The organism is Paraburkholderia sp. A1RI_3L (assembly GCF_048957895.1).
Classification (GTDB): domain Bacteria; phylum Pseudomonadota; class Gammaproteobacteria; order Burkholderiales; family Burkholderiaceae; genus Paraburkholderia; species Paraburkholderia kururiensis.
Genome location: NZ_JARCHA010000006.1, coordinates 156,235 through 175,799 on the forward strand (window position 1 = coordinate 156,235; position 19,565 = coordinate 175,799).

Sequence of the window (19,565 nt, forward strand, 5' to 3'; positions counted from 1 at the left end):
TCTGGTCCTGTCCTGCGTGGTGCGCGGGTCTCATACGTGCACGCGCGCCGCGCTCAGATGTCCGCTTCGACTTCGTTGCCCTTCTCTTCGAGCCAGCTGCGCCGCGCGGCCGCTTCGCCCTTGCCCATCAGCATGGTCATGCGCGCGACGGTGGAATCGAAGTCGAGGTCGCCGAGCGCCACGGGCGACAGGCGTCGCGTGTCCGGGTTCATCGTGGTGTCCCACAATTGCTCGGCGCTCATTTCGCCAAGGCCCTTGAAGCGGCTGATGGTCCATTGCGATTCGCGCACGCCGTCCTTGCGCAGCTTGTCGAGAATGGCGTCGAGTTCGCCTTCGTCGAGCGCGTAGAGCTTCTGCGCGGGCTTCTTGCCGCGTGCCGGCGCATCGACGCGAAAGAGCGGCGGGCGCGCCACGCACACGTGGCCGCGCTCGATCAGTTGCGGGAAATGCTTGAAGAACAACGTGAGCAGCAGCACCTGGATGTGCGCGCCGTCCACGTCGGCGTCCGAAAGAATGCAGATCTTGCCGTAGCGCAGGTTGGAGAGATCGACGGTGTCGTCGGGGCTGTGCGGATCCACGCCGATCGCCACCGAAATGTCGTGCACTTCGTTGTTCGCGAAAAGGCGGTCGCGCTCGGTCTCCCAGGTGTTGAGCACCTTGCCGCGCAGCGGCAGGATGGCCTGGTATTCCTTGTCGCGGCCCATCTTCGCGGAGCCGCCCGCCGAGTCGCCTTCCACGAGGAAAAGCTCGTTGCGCGAGATGTCGGTGGATTCGCAATCGGTGAGCTTGCCGGGCAGCACGGCCACGCCGGAACTCTTGCGCTTCTCGATCTTCTGACCCGCGCGCGTGCGCGCCTGAGCCTGCTTGATGACGAGGTCCGCAAGCTTCTTGCCGTGCTCGACGTGCTGGTTGAGCCACAGTTCGAGCGCGGGCCGCGTGAACGACCCGACGAGCTTGACCGCATCGCGGCTATTCAGACGCTCCTTGATTTGCCCCTGGAACTGCGGATCGAGCACCTTGGCGGAGAGCACGAACGAGACGCGCGCGAACACGTCTTCGGCCAGCAGCTTCACGCCCTTGGGCTGCAGATTGTGCAGCTCGATGAAGCTCTTCACGGCCTGGAAGAGGCCTTCGCGCAGACCCGCTTCGTGCGTGCCGCCGGCGGGCGTCGGGATCAGGTTCACGTACGACTCGCGCATGAGCGAACCTTCCTCGCTCCACGCGACGACCCAGGCGGCGCCCTCGCCTTCGGCGAAGGTGTCGTCGCTCGCGCGCGAGCCTTCGGCGTAGCGCTCGCCTTCGAAGAGCGGAATCACGAGGTCGCTGCCCGCGAGCCCTTCCAGCAGATAGCCGCGCAGGCCGTCTTCGTATTTCCAGTTGAGGCGCTCGCCGGTCTTCTCGTTGACGAGCACGACCTCGACACCGGGCAGCAGCACCGCCTTCGAGCGCAACAGGCGCTGCAGTTCGCCCACCGGCAGGTTCGCCGAATCGAAGTACTTCGCGTCGGGCCAGACGGTGACGCGCGTGCCGCTCTTCTTGTCGTCGCGGGTAGCCCCACGCGTCTTCAGCGGCTTCACGACGTCGCCGTGGGCAAAGCCGATGTCTGCCACCTTGCCGTCGCGCCAGACGGTGACGTCGAGCTGCTTCGAAAGTGCGTTGGTGACCGACACGCCGACGCCGTGCAGGCCGCCGGAGAACGTGTATGCACCGCCCGCGGCCTTGTCGAACTTGCCGCCCGCGTGCAGCCGCGTGAAGACGATTTCGACGACGGGCACGCGTTCTTCGGGATGCAGGCCGAACGGGATGCCACGGCCGTCGTCGTCCACGGACACGGAGCCGTCCGCGTTCAGGGTGACGATGATCTGCTTGCCGAAGCCGCCGAGCGCTTCGTCGGACGCGTTATCGATGACTTCCTGGATGATGTGCAGCGGATTCTCGGTGCGCGTGTACATGCCGGGCCGCTGCCGGACCGGTTCAAGGCCTTTGAGCACCTTGATCGACGCTTCGCTATAGGCCGCGCTTGACTTCTTCGTAGACATGGTGGATTTGGGTCCGTCCGTTCATCGTGGTTGTCCACATGTTCTGTGGACATCTGCGTGGACAAGGCGTTGAGTTTTCAAAATATCCGATACGAAACAACGGGCTGGATTGGGTTGCTCGCTACGCGGGCGGACCTGCGGCTTACCGTCTCATTCGGCTTGCCGTGCCCCATGGCGCGCCTGCGAAGGCGTTCGCGATGGACGCCGGGGCACGGCGCAGGCCCGCCGGCTGGCGGGTTCGCGGGGTATTTTACTGATTTCGCCCTGGGCGGCAATTTACAACGCGCTGCACGTGCGGCCTGCACGCGTCCGGCGCCCACCCGCTCCGCCCGCCCGCGCTCACTTGCGCTTGCTCTCCAGCGCTTCCCAGCGCTCGAGCGCAATCAGCAGTTCCTCTTCGATCGCCCCATAGCGTTCGGTAAGACGCGTGCCCTCGGCAGCGTCTTTCGCGAAGATCGAGCCGTCTTCGAGTTGAGCCGCGATGGTCTTCTGCTCGGCTTCCAGCGCCGCGATGCGCTCCGGCAGCGCGTCGAGTTCGCGCTGCTCCTTGAACGACAGCTTGACGGCGCGCGGCGCACTGCGCGCCGCCGCACTCTCCTTGTTCGGCGCTTCCTTCGCGCTCTCGCGCGGCGCCTGGGCCTCGCGCAGCTGTTCGGCGCGATCGCGCTGGACCTGCCAGTCCGTAAAGCCGCCCACATACTCGCGCCAGCGGCCTTCGCCCTCCGCCGCGATCACGGAGGTCACCACGTTGTCCAGGAACGCGCGATCGTGGCTCACGAGCAGCACGGTGCCGTCGTAATCGGTGAGCAGTTCTTCGAGTAGTTCGAGCGTGGGAATATCGAGGTCGTTGGTGGGTTCGTCGAGCACCAGCACGTTCGCAGGCCGCGCGAACAGGCGCGCGAGCAGCAGACGGTTGCGCTCGCCGCCGGAGAGCGACTTCACGGGCGAACGGGCGCGCTCCGGCGCGAACAGGAAGTCGCCGAGGTAGCTCATGACGTGCTTTCGCGCGCCATTGATCTCGACCCAGTCGCTGCCGGGGCTGATGGTGTCGGCGAGCGTCTTTTCCATGTCGAGCTGCGCGCGCATCTGGTCGAAGTACGCCACCTGCAGATTGGTGCCGACGCGCACCTGGCCTTCGTCCGGCTTGATCTCCCCGAGAATCAGCTTGAGCAGCGTGGTCTTGCCCGCGCCGTTCGGGCCGACGAAGCCGATCTTGTCGCCGCGCATGACCGTGGCCGAGAAGCGGTCGACCACGGTGCGGCTGCCGTAGCGCTTCGTCACGTCCGTCAGTTCCGCGACGATCTTGCCCGACTTCTCGCCCTGCGCGACATCGAGCTTCACGTTGCCCTGCACGTTGCGGCGTTCCTCGCGCTCGCGGCGCATCTGCACGAGCCGCGCAATGCGGCCCACGCTGCGCGTGCGGCGCGCCTCCACGCCCTTGCGGATCCACACTTCTTCCTGGGCGAGCAGTTTGTCGAACTTCGCGTTTTCGATCCGCTCCACTTCGAGCTGCTGCGCCTTGCGCTCCTGATAAGCGGAGAAGTTGCCGGGATACGAGAGCAGCCGGCCACGGTCCAGCTCGACGATGCGCGTCGCCACACGGTCGAGGAACGCGCGGTCGTGGGTGATGAAGAAGAGGCTTGCGCGCTGGGAGAGCAACAGCTCTTCGAGCCAGCGGATACCGTCGAAGTCAAGGTGATTGGTCGGCTCGTCGAGCAGGAGGATGTCAGGCTGCACGACCAGCGCGCGCGCCAGCGCCACCCGCTTTTGCATGCCACCCGAGAGCGCGCCCACGCGCGCCTCGCCGTCAAGACCGATCTGCGCGAGCGTGGTGGACACGCGGGTGCGCCAGTTCCAGGCATCCGCGGCATCCACCGACGATTGCAACACGTTCATGCGCGCAAGCAGCGCGTCGTGCTCCGCGCCTTCGGGCGTCTCTGCAAGGCGGTGTGCAACCGTGTCGTACTCGTCCAGCAGTTGCTGCGCGTGGGCGAGGCCCGAAGCCACGGTGTCGAACACCGTGGCTTCGGCGTCGAACTCCGGCTCCTGGGGCACGTAGACCGTCGTGAGGTTCTGCTGGCGCGTGACGAGGCCGTCGTCGGGCTTCGTGAGGTCCGCAACGATCTTGAGGAGCGACGACTTGCCTGCGCCGTTGCGGCCGATCAGGCCGACGCGCTCGCCCGCCTCCAGCGAAAAGTCCGCGTGGTCGAGCAGCGCAACGTGGCCGAACGCGAGCTGCGCGCCGGTGATGGTGTAAAGCGACATGGAAGAGACCGAAAAAGCTGCGTTGGACCGGAATCGCTCATTGTACCGGGCGGCGCAGCCGCGACAGCCTGGCCGGATGGGCAGCGAGCGCGGCGCTCGCGACCGCTACAACGTGAGAACCGGCCTGGAGGGGCCGGCAGACGCCCGCGCGACGAATTCCGGTAAGATTGCGGCTCGCCGCCGCCCGGCGAGGCACAGAGCCGGTCGCGCCTCGCGGCAATCGCACTGAATGTGCATTGAATGGAACGAAGAGTACGCCGTGAGTGAAGTTGTCGAATACAAAAGCTGGGTCTGCCTGATTTGCGGCTGGATCTACAACGAAGAAGAAGGGCTGCCGAACGAAGGCATCCCGGCCGGCACCCGTTTCGCCGATATCCCCGACGACTGGCGCTGCCCGCTTTGCGATGTGGGCAAGGGCGACTTCGCGGTGGTGGAGTTCTGAAGTAGCTTGCTGAACTGTGTCGCGCGGTTGGTCTCACGCCTCGCGACGCAAAGCCATGGCTTCATGATCTTGTCGCGACGACGATCAGCTCAGGCGCGTCGGCACTCAATGGCGCGCCCGACCAGTCGCCATACCACTGCGTCACGTTGAATCCGGCTTCGTCCAGCGTGGCCGCGAGTTCTTCCTTCGTGCGGAATCGCAGCTTGCTCGGGACGACAACCTCGTCTTCCATCAGCGCGAACCGGTAGTGCGTGTCGAAGCGCACACGCGGTCCAACTCCGTCGCTTCGCACTTCGATCAATCGCTGCCACACATCTGTCGGGCCGACAACCGGATGATCGACGGTTCGTCGCGATCGCTCCGGTGTCCATTGTTCCCACGGCTGTGCCTGCGGGTTGCGGCTCTCGAACGCGAGCCAGCCGCCCGGACACAGCGCGCGACGAATGGCAATAAGCGTGGCGCGCCAACTGGCGTCGTTCACGAAAACCTGAGCCACGTGCCCTGTCATGAGCGCAAGGCCGGCACCTGACGGCGTCGCCGCACTCGCGTCGCCCTCGATCCAGCGCACCTGCGCTCCGCCGGCCCGCTGCCGCGCGACTTCGAGCATGGCGTGGGCAGGATCGATGCCCGTCACGGCGTGGCCACGCCGTGCCAATTCACTGGCAAGCAGTCCGGTGCCGCAGCCGATGTCGACGATCGGCGCCCGCGGCAACGTTGCCGCAAGGTCCAGATAAAACGCCGTGTCGGCGGCGAACGGATTCAGCGCGTCGTAAAGCGCGACGAGGCGCGCATCGGTGTAGAGGGAAGTGGTCTCAGGCGTAGTCATGTGGTGGAAATCGTAGCGGCACACTGGCGTCTGCACCATCGTCCGAACAGCCATTCTCCGGCCCGGGCGGCTTTGTTATACTCTTGGCCCTGCGGCGCCCGGTCCCTCTCCCCGTAGTTCAATGGATAGAACAAGTGCCTCCTAAGCGCTAGATACAGGTTCGATTCCTGTCGGGGGGACCAGCAACACCACGCACGCCTTTCCCCGCAGCAACCGTCATCCCCCAATCCACTCCGTTACGCTTCCATCGTCCACGCACGTCGTGCCATCGGCGCGAGGTCTTCGACCCCAGCCTGGTGGGCGGATAGTGACCGTTCTGGAGTTCGGTGAGCGCTCGCTCGTCGATTACAGGATCGCCGCAGCCGCGCTTGAGCTGAACGGCCTGCACCCGGCCGGCATCGTCCAGCAGCACCCGCGCCAGTACCCGCCACCGCAGGCTTTGCTCCGGATTGGTTTTCGCGAGTAGTTTGTCCAGCAGACTCATCGTTACGTCCTCCCCCATTCTTCCATTCTTCCATTCCAAAACGGCCCCATCGGGCCATGTGCGAACGGCAATTGTGAGCAGTTCGCGCCGAGGTGCCCACCAATGTCAAAACCGCCGCCGCTGTTCTTGACAATCGTCGCCGCGGCGCGTCGGTGACGCCACCCTGCGCCAGGCTGATGCAGCGCACCGCTCCCTATCAAAACTGACAGGTAACGGGAGTCCCAAAACGTCATACATTAGGAACATAGCAAGCAGCGACGTCCCGAACGCCGACAGACACGCAACATCCATCACGGGGGATACACCATGGTCAGCCTTCTCGACCAGGAAATCGCACACATTCAACGTGTGATGCGAGCATCGCTGGCACTCGATGCCACCCGCGCGCTTCTGCCTCCCAGCTACTGGCGGCACCGCCTGCAGCGGCTGGTCGCTGGCAAGCGCATCACCCAACAGCAGTTTTCCGCGATCGACGGCCTGCTCGTCCAGCTCGACGCCTTCGACCACACCACGCCGCCCGCCCATGAAGTTCACGCCAAGGCCAGTTGAGTGAGGGTCGCCCGCTGGCGGATACGCCCACCGCAAGATCACCGTGCGGCTGATACGCTCGTGTCGACGCCGGCGGGGGCCGTTGTACCGAAGGCGCCAAAGCGCCTGTGACGGTCGCCGTCCGGCTCCCGCGCCGCCGCCCTGCACCACCGCCCCGCACCGGAATACCGCAATATCGGGACACCCCGATCTCAAGTAACCGCCCAACGTGCCGTAAAACAGAGATGGCAGATCTCGAAAAATCGCAGATGGGCTCGTATATGGCGAGCCTGATAGACGAAGACATCGCCCATATCGAGCGGGCGATGCGGCTTTCGTTCGCCCCCGATTGCGACAGCAACGTGCTGCCCGCTGGGTACTGGCGCAGGCGCCTGCACCAGTTGCTGGACACCGTGCATCTCAACAAGGCGCAGTTGCGCGGCATCGACGCCCTGCTGCTGCAGCTCGACCAGTTCGAAGCCGAAGCTGCGCGTCGGCTGAAGGCCGCGCCGACGCGCGCCGAGACCGTCGAGGAAACCTCGGCGGTCGTGCCGCTGCGCCGCCAGGGTCAATAACCCGGCGCTGGCGCGCCAATCCCGTGCCGGGCCCGAGGACTCCCCTCCATTTCCCGCGCAATGTAGCAAAATTCCCTCGCTTGAGAACCAAAGCGCGACCGTGGGTCGTCTATCGGTCATAATGTCCGCCAAAATTCCCAGCGAGGACCTTCCGTGACCCCGGCTCCCCTGCCAGACCTGCTCAAGCAGGCACGCACCCGATTCACCCAGCGGCAGATCGCCGACCACGTCGGCAAGGACGTCAAGACCGTGCGTCGCTGGGAAAAAGGCGAAACGCCCTGCCCCGCGATGCTCGAAGCCGCCCTTCGCGAACTGATGCGCACGCCCGCGGCGAACCGCGCGTCCGAGGCGCCGCGCTTTCGCTTCGTCGACCTATTCGCCGGCATCGGCGGCATCCGCATGGGCTTCGAGGCGCACGGCGGCCAGTGCGTGTTCACGAGCGAGTGGAACGAGTTCTCGAAGAAGACCTATATCGAGAACCACGGCGCCGACCATCGCTTCATCGGCGACATCGTCTCGTTTCCGGCCGCCGACGTGCCCGCCCACGACGTGCTGCTCGCCGGCTTCCCGTGCCAGCCGTTCTCGATTGCGGGCGTGAGCAAGAAGAACGCGCTCGGCCGCCCGCACGGCTTCGAGTGCACGACGCAAGGCACGCTCTTCTTCGACGTCGCGCGAATCATCGCGGCAAGGCGGCCCGCCGCGTTCCTGCTCGAGAACGTGAAGAACCTGCTCTCGCACGACCGCGGCCGTACCTTCGAGGTGATTCTGCAAACGCTGCGCGACGAGCTGGGCTACGAAGTCCACTATCGCGTTGTCGACGGCAGCCACTTCACGCCGCAACATCGCGAACGCATCATCCTCGTGGGCTTTCGCGAACCCACCGCGTTCTCGTGGGACGACCTGCGGCTGCCCGGCGACGGTCCGCGGCTCGGCGCCATCCTGCATCGCACGGACGGCAGCGAACCCCTGCTGCCCTGGGACGGCGACCGCTTCTTCGATCACACGGCCCGTTGCGTGCAGCCGCGTTACACGCTGACGCCGGGGCTCTGGACATACCTCCAGCAATACGCCGAAAAGCATCGCGCAGCGGGCAACGGCTTCGGTTTCGGCATGGCGACGGCTGACAGCGTCACGCGCACGCTGTCGGCGCGCTACCACAAGGACGGCTCCGAGATCCTAGTGCATCAGGGCAAGGCGCAGCGTCCGCGCCGCCTCACGCCGCGCGAGTGCGCGCGCCTGATGGGCTTTCCCGACACCTTCCGCATTCCCGTGAGCGACACCCAGGCCTATCGCCAGTTCGGCAACAGCGTCGTGATGCCTGTGATGCGCGAGGTGGCGCGCATCATGCTGCCGCATCTGGGTGTCGCCACCAGCCCGGTAGCCGTCAAACGCAAGTCCGCCCGCGCCGCCGCGGCGCTCGCGGCCTGAGCGCCGCTCGCTGCCCACCGTTTGCGCCTGCAGGCAGCAGAGGAGCCACGCAACATGGTGGATGTCGTCGACGCCGCAACGCGCAGCCGGATGATGTCCGGCATTCGCGGACGCAACACGAAGCCGGAGATCCTGGTTCGCCGGCTGCTGCATCGGCGCGGTTTTCGCTTCAGGCTCGACGTGCGCGAGCTGCCGGGCCGGCCGGACATCGTGCTGCCCCGCTATCGCGCGGCGATCTTCGTGCACGGCTGCTTCTGGCACGGCCACGACTGCCCGCTCTTCAAGTGGCCGCAGACGCGCCCCGAGTTCTGGCGCGAGAAGATCGCGCGCAACCGCGCCAACGACGCGAAGGCGCTCGCCGCGCTCGCGGCCCGGGGCTGGCGCATCGCCATCGTCTGGGAATGCGCGATTCGGGGCGCGGACCGTGACGTGGGCGCCCTCATCGAACAATTGGAGACGTGGCTGCGCAGCGGCGCGTTCACCCTCTTCGAAGCACGGGGACCGCGTGCGGCACAGCCGTTGCAGGTGTCTCGCTGAGATTGTTCGCCGCGGCCCCGGCGGCACCTGGCCTCAACGTGCGCCGCGAACCGTGACGGGAACGATTCGTGCCCCCTGCCAGGCGGGCGCAATGCGATCCCGCAAGCCGCCAGCGAGGTAAACGAGTCGGTCACGCGCCGTGAAAGCGCCATCCGCGCCGCTGCGCTAAACTCGATCGATCCCGCCGGCCACCTGCATCCGTCGCCGCGATTGCAGCAACAAGGCAGCAAACCCATGCGGCGAACATCACGGCGAACATCGCAGCAAAACTGGCAGCAAACAGCGGCGTGGAAATGCGAGTGAAAGCGCAAGCACCACGTGGCCTCCGGGTTCATTGCGCGCTGAACCGTTCTTGAGGAGACGTCCAATGGCTGATTTCCGGATCTGGTCCGACGATTTTCCGGCCAACGGCTTCATGCCGAAGGCGCAGGAACTGAACGAACCCGCGTTCGGCACCGCCGGCGAAAACATCTCGCCGGCGCTGCAATGGGACGCACCGCCCGGCGACGCGCAAAGTCTCGCCGTCACCGTCTACGATCCCGATGCGCCGACCGGCAGCGGCTTCTGGCACTGGGTCGTGGCCAACCTGCCGCCCGACGCGCGGGCGCTGCCGCGCAACGCGGGCAAAGCCGACGGCAGTCTGCTGCCGCACGGCGCGGTGCAGGTGCGCAACGACTACGGCACGGTGGGTTTCGGCGGCGCGGCGCCGCCACGCGGAGACAAGCCGCATCGCTACATCTTCCGTATTCACGCGCTCAAGGTGCCTCAGTTGCCCATTACCGCGGACACGACGAACGCTGTGGCGCGCTTCATGATTCACCTGAACGAAATCGACTCGACAACCTACACGGGACTCTACGAACTGAAGTAGCCCGCGACTGCGCTGCCGGCCCGCGAGATGGCGTGGCGGCACGCAGCCGCCGCGCCGCTTCGATACCATCGATGCGCACCTCATCCATTTCATCCGCACCCTCTTCCGAAACCCTTGGCGCGGCAGCCGCGCGCGAAGACACGCTCGCTCCATCCGGCGAAGCACGTGCCGGCCGCGGCACCGACGCACAGCAACGTCCGCAGCAGGGCCGCGAGCCCGAGCCCGGACTGCCGCTGCCGCAGCGCTACGCGGCCATCGTCGTCGTGGCGCTCGGCATCACGCTCGCCGTACTCGACAGCGCGATCGCCAACGTGGCGCTGCCCACGATCGCGCGCAATCTGCACGCGAGTGCGGCATCGTCCATCTGGGTGGTCAACGCGTATCAGCTTGCCGTCACGATTTCGCTGCTGCCGCTCGCCTCGCTAGGCGACCGCATCGGCTACCGGCGCGTGTATCTCGCGGGGCTCGCGCTGTTTACGGTTGCGTCGCTGGGCTGCGCGGTGTCGGGCTCGCTGCCGGTGCTCGCCATGACGCGCGTGATCCAGGGGTTCGGCGCGGCCGGCATCATGAGCGTCAACACGGCGCTCGTGCGCATGATCTATCCGCCGAAGCTGCTCGGACGCGGTGTGTCGATCAACGCGATGGTGGTGGCCATTTCGTCGGCCGTGGGGCCAACCGTCGCGTCCGCGGTGCTCTCGGTGGCGCCATGGCCGTGGCTCTTCGCCATCAATGTGCCGATCGGTATTGCGGCCTTCGCGCTGGGCCTGCGCGCGCTGCCCGTCAACGTGAAACACCGCGCGCCCTACGACTACGTGAGCGCCGTGATGAACGCGGTCGTGTTCGGGCTCCTGATCTTCGCGGTGGACGGTCTGGGCCACGGAGAGTCGCGCGCGTGGGTGGCCGCCCAATTCGTCGTGGCCGCCGTGACCGGCTGGTTCTTCGTACGCCGGCAACTGACACGCCCCGCGCCGCTTCTGCCTGTCGACCTGTTGCGCATTCCCGCGTTCGGGCTGTCGGTGGGCACGTCGGTCTGCTCGTTCTGTGCCCAGATGCTCGCCTTCGTTTCGCTGCCGTTCCTGATGCAGGAAACGTTCGGGCTCTCGCAGGTCGAGACCGGTTTTCTCATGACGCCGTGGCCGCTCGTGATCGTGGGCGCCGCGCCGCTCGCGGGCATTCTTTCGGACCGCTACCCGGCCGGCATCCTCGGCGGCATCGGGCTTGCCACGCTGACGGTGGGCCTGCTGCTGCTCGCCACACTCGGGGCCCATCCTTCAGCCATCGACATCGCCTGGCGCATGGCACTCTGCGGCGCGGGCTTCGGCATGTTCCAGTCGCCGAACAACCGGCAGATGCTCGCCTCGGCGCCGCGTGAACGCAGCGGCGGCGCGAGCGGCATGCTGGGCACCGCGCGGCTCACGGGGCAGACGCTCGGCGCCGCGCTGGTCGCGCTGATTTTCGGCGTGTCGCCGACCCATGGGCCCGTCATCGCGCTGTATCTCGCGGCGGGCTTTTCGGTGCTCGCCGCTATGGTGAGCCTGCTGCGGTTGCGGCAACCGGCGAACGGCGTGGGGGCATGACACGGTCGGGGGGGCGGGTTGTCGCGGCGGCCGAGTTGTCGCGACGGCGCGCGGCGGACCGGGTGAAAGGCAACACAAAGATGAAAAGAGCCGGCACGGTGGAAGGCACCTGGCCTTTCATCGTGCCGGCTGTTCGCTGGGCTTTGGGTAGCCCGTTGCTGGTCGTTACGTGGCTATAGAGCGCCTATCAAGCGCCTATCTATCAAGCGACTATCACGCGAGGCGTCAAGCCGCTTTGGCGTGAGCGAGCTTGATGGGCTGCTTGACTGCCTTCGCCGTCACCGACGCCGCCGTCGCCACGTTGCGCAGGTCCGCGAGGAAGGTATCGCGCCACACCGAGAGATTGTTCTCGCGCAGCGAAGTCATCATGTCGGCATGCCGCGCCTGACGCTCGGCAAGCGGCATCGAGAGCGCACGTTCCAGCGCCTCGGCCGTCTGCGAGAGATCGAACGGATTTACCACGAGCGCGCCCGGCATCTGCTCGGCCGCACCTGCGAACTGCGAAAGCACGAGCACGCCCGGGTCCGACGGATCCTGCGACGCCACATACTCCTTCGCGACGAGGTTCATGCCGTCGCGCAGCGGCGTCACGTAGCCGACCTGCGAGGTACGGAAGAGCGCCATCAGCAGGTTGCGTTCGTACTTGCGGTTGAGGTACTGGATCGGCGTCCAGTCGAGCTGCGCGAAACGTCCGTTGATACGCCCCGCCTCGCCCTCCAGGTTCTGGCGGATGCGCTGGTAGGTCTGCACGTCCGAGCGCGTAGGCGGCGCGATCTGGACGAGCGAAACGCGCCCATGCCAGCCCGGCGCGTTCTGCAGCAGCCGCTCGAAGGCCTGGAAGCGCTCCGCGAGACCCTTCGAGTAGTCGAGCCGGTCCACGCTCATGATCAGCTTGCGGCCGCGCAAGCCGTCGCGCAGGCTGCGCACCGCCTTGCGGTCGCTGTACTGCATGGCGGCCTTCGCAATCGCATCCGGATAGATGCCGATGGGGTACGCGGCCACCTTCAGCAGACGGTCGTAGGCGTGCAGCATGCCGTCCTCGCTCGCGGAGCCGTGATGTCCGCGCTCGATGAAGTCGATGAACGACTGGCGGTCCGCCTCGGTCTGGAAGCCGACCACGTCGTAGTCGCACATGAAGTGCACCAGTTCCTCGTGCGGCGGCACGGTGCGCAGCACCTCGGGCACGGGAAACGGAATATGCAGGAAAAAGCCGATGGGGTTGGTCACGCCCAGATTGCGCAGGCAGCGGGCGAACGGCAGCAGGTGATAGTCGTGCACCCAGATGATGTCGTCCGGGCGAATCATCGCGACGAGGCGTCGCGCAAGCGTTTCGTTGACGCGCAGATACCCCGCGTAGTCCTCGCGCTCGAAGTGCGAGAGATCGTTCCGGTAGTGGAACGTCGGCCACAGCGTGGTATTGGAAAAGCCGCGGTAATACTGGTCATAGTCGCGCCGCGTGAGTCCCACGGTCGCGTACGTGACGTTGCCCTGCTGCTCGATGACAGGCTCCGACGATTCGCCGACGATCTCGCCGCTCCAGCCGAACCAGACGCCGCCCGTTTCCTTGAGCGCGTCCAGCACGCCGATAGCAAGACCGCCGGCGGAAGGTCGCCCCTCCTGAGTCGGCGCAACACGATTCGATACCACGATTAGTCTGCCCATGCAGCAGTACCTCCTTTCTCGTTGCATGCGGGATGCCCGCCGAACACACGCAATTCGCGTGCCGCCTTGCCCGAGAAAGAAAAATAAAACCCCAAGGCGCGGGCACGCCCCCGCGGATTCGTGCCGCGCCGCCGCGCAGGGTGACAATAATTTTCTACGGGTACGACTGAAACGCGAATACGGCTCAGGCGTCCTGCTCGGAGCCCAGATCCCGCTGGTAGTCGAGACCTTCGGGGCGTGCCCCGCCCTGGTTGTGCTCGCCGTCCGCAGGTACACCGGGCGCGGGGCGGTTTTGCGCCGCCGGGTCGCTCAGCTCCGGCGGCGGACCGCCCAGTACACCTTGTTGTGCGCCGTCGCGCGCGTTGCGCTTGCCCGAATGGCGTGCGGAACGCCGCAATGCAGGGTGTCTCATGATTGAAGCCTCCAGATGGAAGCGGTCACCCAGGCGGGTGACATCCTTTCAGTCTAGGTGCGGCAAGCGAAATTGCCGGTAAAAAAGTTGGGCTGCTTTGTAACAAGTACATCAATTCGCATCCGACGGCCGATGGGGCCACACCAGCATTTACACAACGCGAAGTTCGGCGCCCCTATCGACTCCGCCGATTTTCGGCGCGGCGTGCGGCACCTCTCCCGGCTGGGCGGGCGGGTCGCCGATGGGCGGCGCCTCAGGTTCGTCGGGCTCGTGGGCAGGTTCAGGCGGCATGGGCGAGGGCTCGCCGGGCTCGGGCGGGTCTTCGGGCTGCGGGGTATGCGTACGCAGGGGCGTGGTGGCCAATGCGGGTGCCAGCCACCACGCCGGTTGCGGCGTGCGAGGCGATGGAAGGTGACGCAGCATGTCGGGCTCCTTCGTCGTATCCGTCGTCAGTGAACTGAGCGATGCACGACGCGTGCCCCAGACGACGCGCGGCACGCTGCTCATGCGAACGTGCCGCGCGCAACGCTCACACGTTGGCGCGCCCCATCGTCTGCGATTCGTCGCCTGCTTCGCCTTCCGCGGGCTTCGTGTCGTTGCCGTACTCAACGAGCCGGTTGTAAAGCGTCTTCAGGCTGATGCCGAGAATCTCTGCCGCGCGCGTCTTCACGCCGCCGCACTGCTCGAGCGTGGCAAGAATCAGTTGCCGGTCGGCTTCGGCGAGCGACGTGCCGAACGGAATCGTGATCGCGGTACCCGCCGAAGGCTTCGCAATGGAGATCTGCAACGGCACGACGGCGGTGGCGTCCGAATCCGCGCTCGACATGATGTGGGCGCGCTGCACGTAGTTCTTGAGTTCGCGCACGTTGCCGGGCCACGGGTACGAAAGCAGCATTTCCTTCACCGCGGGCGGAAAGTGCTTGCGCGTACCGTACCGCTCGTTGAGCTCGTCGAGAAACGCCTGGGCGAGCAGCTCGACGTCTTTGCCGCGTTCGCGCAGCGGCGGCAGGCTGATGGGAAACACGTTGAGCCGGTGATAAAGGTCGAGCCGCAGCTTGCCCTCCACCACGGCCTGCTCGGGGTCGCGGTTGGTGGCGGCGATCAGCCGCACGTCCGTCTCGATTTCCTTCGTCGTGCCCACGCGCATGAACATGCCCGTTTCGAGCACGCGCAAGAGCTTCACCTGAAGCTCCACGGGCATCTCGGTGATCTCGTCGAGAAACAGCGTGCCACCGTTGGCACGCTCGAAGTAGCCCTTGTGCTGGCGGTCCGCGCCCGTGAACGAGCCGCGCTCGTGGCCGAACATCTCGGACTCGATGAGGTTCGGCGAAATGGCGCCGCAATTCACGGCGAGAAACGCATGCTTACGGCGCAAGCTCAACTGGTGCACGGTCTGCGCGGCCACTTCCTTGCCGGTGCCCGACTCGCCCACGAGCATCACCGACGCGGCGGTGGGCGCCACCCGGCTGATCTGGTCGTAGACCTCCTGCATGGCGGGCGAGCTGCCGAGCATCAGCCCGAAGCGGCCCATGCGGCGCAGTTCGCCGCGCAGCGTGCCGATTTCGGCCTTGAGGTCGCCGGGCCGCGGCAGGCGGCTCAGAATCGCCTTCACGCGCTGCATGTTGATGGGCTTGACCAGGTAGTCGGTCGCGCCCATTTTCAGCGCGCTCACGGCGGACTCCACCGTGGCATGGCCGGTGATGACGATGACCTCGACACCCGAGGTGGGATCGAGGTCTTCGAACAGATCGACGCCGCTGCCGTCGGGCAGCTTGAGGTCGGTGAACACCACGTCCGGGGTCTGGCGCACGAGCTGGATGCGGGCCTCGCGCAGGTCGCCGGCAAGCGCGGTCGTCAGACCGTCTTGCGCGATGATGGCGGCCAGCGCCTCGCGGGTATCGGAATCGTCGTCGACAATCAGTACGTGTGACATCGCTTCTCGTCAGTGTTGTGAACATGAGCGAACCGGGATGCGGCGGCAGCGCGGAAACCTGCCATCCGGACAGGCTCCGGATGCTTCCACGCCCAACTGAAGCGTTGCCGCCTTCGGCTCTTGAAACGCGCGGCAGCGGTGGCCGCGCGGCGGTTTCGGGACGTCGCGATTTGCGAAAATTCGCCCCGTTCGGCGCATCACTTCAGCAATGAATTCGCGAAAACGGCATGCACCACAGCATGCAGCGCCACGAACTTAAACATTGTAAGACGATATCGACGGGGCCGTAACGACCCTGCATACCGAACGGCGCTGCGTTCTCGCGATGTTGTCGCAGCGCTCGTTCAGCCGCGCGGGAACGGCCATGCGTCCCTGCGCGCCGAGTGATCTTCGCCGTTTGCCATCGCGTGCTGCGCTGCCATCGAATGGGCCGGTGCCTGCTGGGTTGCGTCCGTCGTATTGACGAGCGCGCCGCCCTCTTCCTCCCAGCGGCTCAGGTCGCGATTGAGCCACGCCTGCGAGGCGCGATGCTTCTGCGCCCACCGCCACGCCAGCACGCCGCCCACGGCAACCAGGGCGCCGAATATGCCGATTTTCTGTCGAGCCATGGGTCTGGTCATCTCCTGCTCCTTCGTGTGCGATATCGGATGAGCCCGCGTGCATGTAGCGTTGAGCCGGAAGCAACCGGCCTTGCCGACGCGCCCTCAACTCGCCACGAGCACGCCCAGCAAAAAGCCGGCGCCGGCCGCCATGGCCAGCGACTGCCACGGGTTGCCGCGCACATAGCGCTCGGTACGCACCGTGGCCGCCCGATACTGGCGCTGCGCCGCGGACTGCGTGGTGGCAAGCGTGTCCTGCAGCGACTCGACGTGCATGCGCAGACGTTCGCGCAGCGCCTCCACGCCTTCGCCCGTGAGCGACGCGGTGAGCCGCAGCATCTCTTCGGAGTCGGTCAGCAAAACGCGAAGATCGTCGACGACCTTCTGCCTGCCCAGCGCGAGTTGCTCGGTGGTTGGGGACATCGGGGATGACATCGTGGCGGACATCGGGCTCCTCCTTCGTTCGGTTTCAGTCGTTGTTTCAGTAGCAGGGTTGCAGCAGAACCTGCGCCTGCCGCATGTGCCGGCGAACGTGTCCGGTACTTTTCTGTCGATCGTTTTGCGCGTGACGAGTTCCGCACGAGGGCACCCTCACCCCTGTGCGGCACGCCAAAACGGCAAACCTTGCCTGAGCGCAGAACGCCGCGCAGTCAATGTTGCCGCACCGCGCTGCAACGATTCGGCCTTTCGCGTTCGCGCGTCGCCTTTCGTTCGCGCCGCGGAGACGGTACGTTGCGGCGCGCGTCTGGCCAGTGGTTAAATGTTTACGAGATTCGCGCGGCAAGCCGCCCATGCCGAAGAGGCAAGGAACGATCCCGGCCCGCCGCCGTGCCCGCGAATGCCGCGCAGACGCCACGAAGAAACGACAGTGACGATGCGTCGCGGCAAGAACCCTTTTATGCGGAATACCTTCACCATGCCGTCAATCGAGCTGGAAACGCCCATCACCGACCGCGCAGCGGCCGGGTCGGCGAACCCGCGCGCCGCAGCGCTGCAGTCGTACGGCTTGCTGTACGGCTCGTCGCCGGCAATGCAGGAGTTGTACGAGCAGATCGAACGCGTGGCGAGCACCGATGCGACGGCGCTCATCATCGGCGAATCGGGCACGGGCAAGGAACTGATTGCGCGCACGATCCACGAGCAGAGCACGCGCAAGGACGCGCCCTTCATCGCCGTGAACTGCGGCGCGATTCCGGACGAGCTCATCGAGGCCGAACTGTTCGGCCACGAGAAGGGCAGCTTCACGGGTGCGATTCAGGGCCGCGTGGGCTACTTCGAACATGCGAACGGCGGCACGCTGTTTCTGGACGAGGTGACGGAAATGACGCCGGTGCGCCAGGTCAAGCTGCTGCGCGCGCTGGAAACCGGCACGTTCTATCGCGTGGGCAGCAGCGAGGCGAGTTACAGCGACGTGCGCGTGATCGCGGCCACCAACCGCGACCCCGTAACGGCGGTGAAAGAGAACGGCCTGCGCGAGGACCTGATGTACCGGCTCGCCGTGTTCCCGCTGCGCGCGCCGCCGCTGCGCGAACGCGACGGCGATCGCGAACTGCTCGCCCAGCACTTCCTCAACGAACTCAACGAGCGCGAAAACACGCAGAAGGTGTTCAGCAAGCGGGCGCTCGAGACGGTGCGCAGCTGGTCGTGGCCTGGCAACGTGCGCGAACTCAAGAACGCGGTGTATCGCGCATTCATCCTCGCCGAGAAGGTCGTGGAGATTCCGCACCCGCACCTCGTATCGCGGGTCAAGAAGCCCGTCACGCAGGGCGACGCGATGAGCGTGTGGATCGGCACGCCGCTCGCCGACGCGCAAAAGCAGATCATTCTCGGCACGCTCAAGTATTGCGGCGGCGACAAGCGCCGCGCGGCGCGCGCGCTCGGTGTCAGTCTGAAGACGCTCTACAACCGGCTCGGCGCGTACGGCAGCGAGGAACGCGAAGGCGAAGAAGAAGCGTAAAGGTGTTTAAAAGATGCGGCGCGGCTGCCCACCGCGCCGCACTTTTGTGAAACGCAGCGGTCCGCGGTCACACGCGCGTGTGCAATGCACGCCCTTTTGCAATTGCTTGCATTTTTTCTATGTCGCTCACACTTCGCGTATTGCACAATGCTGCACCGTGAGAAGTGCGCGGCATACCGGCTCATGCATTTGAGCCTGTAAAACAAGGCCCGCGCGCACGATACGGCCACGGGAAATGTTAAAAAGAAACCTTCCGATGCAGCGCATCACGCGCTGTCGCAACACACCGCACGCCCTACGCCGCGCCCTCGTCATGAGCGCGCTCTGCACCACCCTCGGCACTACGCTACTCAGCGGCTGCAGCTCGATGTATTCCGAAGGCGCCACAGCGGGCGCCGGTATCGCAGGTGCCGCGCTCGCCAGCAAGGTGACGCGCAACGCGGCCGTCGCGACGGGCATCGGCCTCGGCACCGTGGCAGCCGCGAAGGCAGGCGTCCAGTACTCCGAACGCATCGTCCATCGCGACACGCAGGACACCATTGCACGTGCAGCAGGCGGCCTCGACGTGGGCGCTGTCGCGCCGTGGTCAGCCACGCATTCGGTGCCCATCGAAGACGACGAGCATGGCCGCGTCACGGTGAGCCGCGCCATCAGCAGCGGCACACTGGATTGCAAGGAGATCGTGTTCTCGGTCGATACGGCCGCGAAACAGAATGCGCCTGCGTCGAGCGCGTTCTACGTGGCCTCTATCTGCCGCGACGGCAACACGTGGAAGTGGGCCTCTGCCGAGCCCGCCACCGAACGCTGGGGCGCGCTGCAATGACGCGCGGCCTGCCCCGATGGCATCGTCAGGCACCTCCGGCCGGACACGAAGAAAGACGAAGCACGGCGCGCGCGATACGCCTCGCTCGCATCGCGGCCACCGCCGCGTTATGCGCAGGCGCGACGCTGGTCGTAAGCGGCTGCGGATCGATTGGCGCCGCGAGCGGTGCGGCGGCGGGTGCCGCGTCGGGCCTCGTCACGGCCAACCCGGCAGTGGGTATCGGTGTGGGCATTGCCGTTCAGGCGGCCACCGACGAAGCCGTGAACCGCTACCTGCGCGAAATGCACGGCGACCAGCAGAACATGATTGCGTCGCTCGCGGGTTCGATGCCGGTCGGCAATGCGAAGCCATGGCGCGTGAAGCACACGCTGCCCATCGAGAATGGTCACGGCGAAGTACGCGTCACGCGGGCGTTCACGTCGGCGCTCGCTATCTGCAAGGAGTTCGTGTTCTCGGTGGTGGACGGCGACGACGCGAACGCGCCGACGTACTGGTTCACCGGCAGCGCGTGCTTGCAAGACAAGGGTTGGAAATGGGCATCGGCGGAACCGGCTGTGGAACGCTGGGGCGCGTTGCAATAACGAGGCCCACTTCGATGGGTCCGCGG

20 protein-coding genes and 1 tRNA gene are annotated in these 19,565 nt (G+C 66.0%); 11 read left to right on the forward strand and 10 right to left on the reverse strand.

Going from position 1 to position 19,565, the window contains the following annotated elements; genetic code table 11:
• Nucleotides 1-53: 53 nt before the first annotated feature.
• Both PXJ20_RS18065 and PXJ20_RS18070 read right to left on the reverse strand, forming a co-directional pair.
• Nucleotides 54-2,039, reverse strand: a complete 1,986-nt coding sequence (locus PXJ20_RS18065) for a DNA topoisomerase IV subunit B (protein ID WP_017774304.1) — start codon at nucleotides 2,037-2,039, stop codon at nucleotides 54-56.
• A 339-nt stretch (nucleotides 2,040-2,378) separates the two neighbouring features.
• Nucleotides 2,379-4,304 (reverse strand): ATP-binding cassette domain-containing protein, encoded by a 1,926-nt coding sequence (locus tag PXJ20_RS18070; RefSeq protein ID WP_413213387.1) that lies wholly within the window; start codon nucleotides 4,302-4,304, stop codon nucleotides 2,379-2,381.
• 229 nt (nucleotides 4,305-4,533) lie between these two features.
• Between PXJ20_RS18070 and PXJ20_RS18075 the strand changes: the two genes are divergently transcribed.
• A complete protein-coding gene (locus PXJ20_RS18075; protein ID WP_017774302.1) occupies nucleotides 4,534-4,746 on the forward strand; it encodes a rubredoxin in 213 nt (70 codons plus the stop codon).
• A gap of 61 nt (nucleotides 4,747-4,807) precedes the next feature.
• Here PXJ20_RS18075 and PXJ20_RS18080 read toward each other — a convergent pair whose 3' ends face one another.
• Nucleotides 4,808-5,572 carry a class I SAM-dependent DNA methyltransferase gene (locus PXJ20_RS18080; RefSeq protein ID WP_421030553.1) on the reverse strand — a complete coding sequence of 255 codons (765 nt, stop codon included), beginning with the start codon at nucleotides 5,570-5,572 and terminating at the stop codon, nucleotides 4,808-4,810.
• A gap of 107 nt (nucleotides 5,573-5,679) precedes the next feature.
• On the opposite strand from PXJ20_RS18080, the gene PXJ20_RS18085 reads away from it, so the two are divergent.
• Nucleotides 5,680-5,754: transfer RNA gene (locus PXJ20_RS18085), tRNA-Arg, on the forward strand.
• On the opposite strand, the gene PXJ20_RS18090 is transcribed toward PXJ20_RS18085, so the two are convergent.
• Complete coding sequence (locus PXJ20_RS18090; RefSeq protein ID WP_421030552.1) at nucleotides 5,721-6,056, reverse strand: hypothetical protein; 336 nt, start codon at nucleotides 6,054-6,056, stop codon at nucleotides 5,721-5,723. The two genes, PXJ20_RS18085 and PXJ20_RS18090, sit on opposite strands and share 34 nt — an antisense overlap.
• Before the next feature lie 306 nt (nucleotides 6,057-6,362).
• On the opposite strand from PXJ20_RS18090, the gene PXJ20_RS18095 reads away from it, so the two are divergent.
• The 6 genes from PXJ20_RS18095 to PXJ20_RS18120 all read left to right on the forward strand — a co-directional run bounded on the left by PXJ20_RS18095 (nucleotide 6,363) and on the right by PXJ20_RS18120 (nucleotide 11,572).
• Complete coding sequence (locus PXJ20_RS18095; protein ID WP_126878447.1) at nucleotides 6,363-6,605, forward strand: hypothetical protein; 243 nt, start codon at nucleotides 6,363-6,365, stop codon at nucleotides 6,603-6,605.
• A gap of 224 nt (nucleotides 6,606-6,829) precedes the next feature.
• Entirely contained in the window at nucleotides 6,830-7,159 is a 330-nt protein-coding gene (locus PXJ20_RS18100) for a hypothetical protein (RefSeq protein WP_421030551.1), read from the forward strand.
• Nucleotides 7,160-7,312: 153 nt separating this feature from the next.
• Nucleotides 7,313-8,587, forward strand: coding sequence for a DNA (cytosine-5-)-methyltransferase (dcm, locus tag PXJ20_RS18105; RefSeq protein WP_421030550.1), 1,275 nt, complete (start codon nucleotides 7,313-7,315; stop codon nucleotides 8,585-8,587).
• Between the two features lie 54 nt (nucleotides 8,588-8,641).
• Entirely contained in the window at nucleotides 8,642-9,124 is a 483-nt protein-coding gene (locus PXJ20_RS18110) for a very short patch repair endonuclease (protein ID WP_421030549.1), read from the forward strand.
• Between the two features lie 367 nt (nucleotides 9,125-9,491).
• Nucleotides 9,492-9,995 carry a YbhB/YbcL family Raf kinase inhibitor-like protein gene (locus PXJ20_RS18115; RefSeq protein WP_017774289.1) on the forward strand — a complete coding sequence of 168 codons (504 nt, stop codon included), beginning with the start codon at nucleotides 9,492-9,494 and terminating at the stop codon, nucleotides 9,993-9,995.
• 71 nt (nucleotides 9,996-10,066) lie between these two features.
• Nucleotides 10,067-11,572: an MFS transporter gene (locus PXJ20_RS18120; protein WP_421030548.1), complete on the forward strand. Its 1,506-nt coding sequence runs from the start codon at nucleotides 10,067-10,069 to the stop codon at nucleotides 11,570-11,572.
• Nucleotides 11,573-11,797: 225 nt separating this feature from the next.
• On the opposite strand, the gene otsA is transcribed toward PXJ20_RS18120, so the two are convergent.
• The 6 genes from otsA to PXJ20_RS18150 form a co-directional block, all read right to left on the reverse strand.
• Complete coding sequence (otsA, locus tag PXJ20_RS18125) at nucleotides 11,798-13,234, reverse strand: alpha,alpha-trehalose-phosphate synthase (UDP-forming) (RefSeq protein WP_026121336.1); 1,437 nt, start codon at nucleotides 13,232-13,234, stop codon at nucleotides 11,798-11,800.
• Nucleotides 13,235-13,418: 184 nt separating this feature from the next.
• Nucleotides 13,419-13,646, reverse strand: a complete 228-nt coding sequence (locus PXJ20_RS18130; RefSeq protein ID WP_026121335.1) for a hypothetical protein — start codon at nucleotides 13,644-13,646, stop codon at nucleotides 13,419-13,421.
• Nucleotides 13,647-13,796: 150 nt separating this feature from the next.
• Nucleotides 13,797-14,153 carry a hypothetical protein gene (locus tag PXJ20_RS18135; RefSeq protein ID WP_421030547.1) on the reverse strand — a complete coding sequence of 119 codons (357 nt, stop codon included), beginning with the start codon at nucleotides 14,151-14,153 and terminating at the stop codon, nucleotides 13,797-13,799.
• A 22-nt stretch (nucleotides 14,154-14,175) separates the two neighbouring features.
• Nucleotides 14,176-15,579 carry a sigma-54-dependent transcriptional regulator gene (locus tag PXJ20_RS18140; protein WP_413213381.1) on the reverse strand — a complete coding sequence of 468 codons (1,404 nt, stop codon included), beginning with the start codon at nucleotides 15,577-15,579 and terminating at the stop codon, nucleotides 14,176-14,178.
• Nucleotides 15,580-15,923: 344 nt separating this feature from the next.
• Nucleotides 15,924-16,199 (reverse strand): hypothetical protein, encoded by a 276-nt coding sequence (locus tag PXJ20_RS18145; protein ID WP_421030546.1) that lies wholly within the window; start codon nucleotides 16,197-16,199, stop codon nucleotides 15,924-15,926.
• Nucleotides 16,200-16,283: 84 nt separating this feature from the next.
• The gene (locus PXJ20_RS18150; protein ID WP_126878442.1) at nucleotides 16,284-16,601 is read right to left on the reverse strand and encodes a DUF883 family protein; all 318 of its coding nucleotides are present in this window, start codon (nucleotides 16,599-16,601) and stop codon (nucleotides 16,284-16,286) included.
• A gap of 493 nt (nucleotides 16,602-17,094) precedes the next feature.
• Here PXJ20_RS18150 and PXJ20_RS18155 point away from each other — a divergent pair, with 493 nt between their 5' ends.
• From PXJ20_RS18155 to PXJ20_RS18165, 3 genes are all read left to right on the forward strand, one after another.
• Nucleotides 17,095-18,135 carry a sigma-54 interaction domain-containing protein gene (locus tag PXJ20_RS18155; RefSeq protein WP_126878441.1) on the forward strand — a complete coding sequence of 347 codons (1,041 nt, stop codon included), beginning with the start codon at nucleotides 17,095-17,097 and terminating at the stop codon, nucleotides 18,133-18,135.
• Between the two features lie 256 nt (nucleotides 18,136-18,391).
• The gene (locus PXJ20_RS18160) at nucleotides 18,392-18,958 is read left to right on the forward strand and encodes a hypothetical protein (RefSeq protein WP_421030545.1); all 567 of its coding nucleotides are present in this window, start codon (nucleotides 18,392-18,394) and stop codon (nucleotides 18,956-18,958) included.
• Complete coding sequence (locus PXJ20_RS18165) at nucleotides 18,955-19,539, forward strand: hypothetical protein (RefSeq protein WP_421030544.1); 585 nt, start codon at nucleotides 18,955-18,957, stop codon at nucleotides 19,537-19,539. The genes PXJ20_RS18160 and PXJ20_RS18165 overlap by 4 nt, the downstream gene beginning before the upstream one ends.
• Nucleotides 19,540-19,565: the final 26 nt, after the last annotated feature.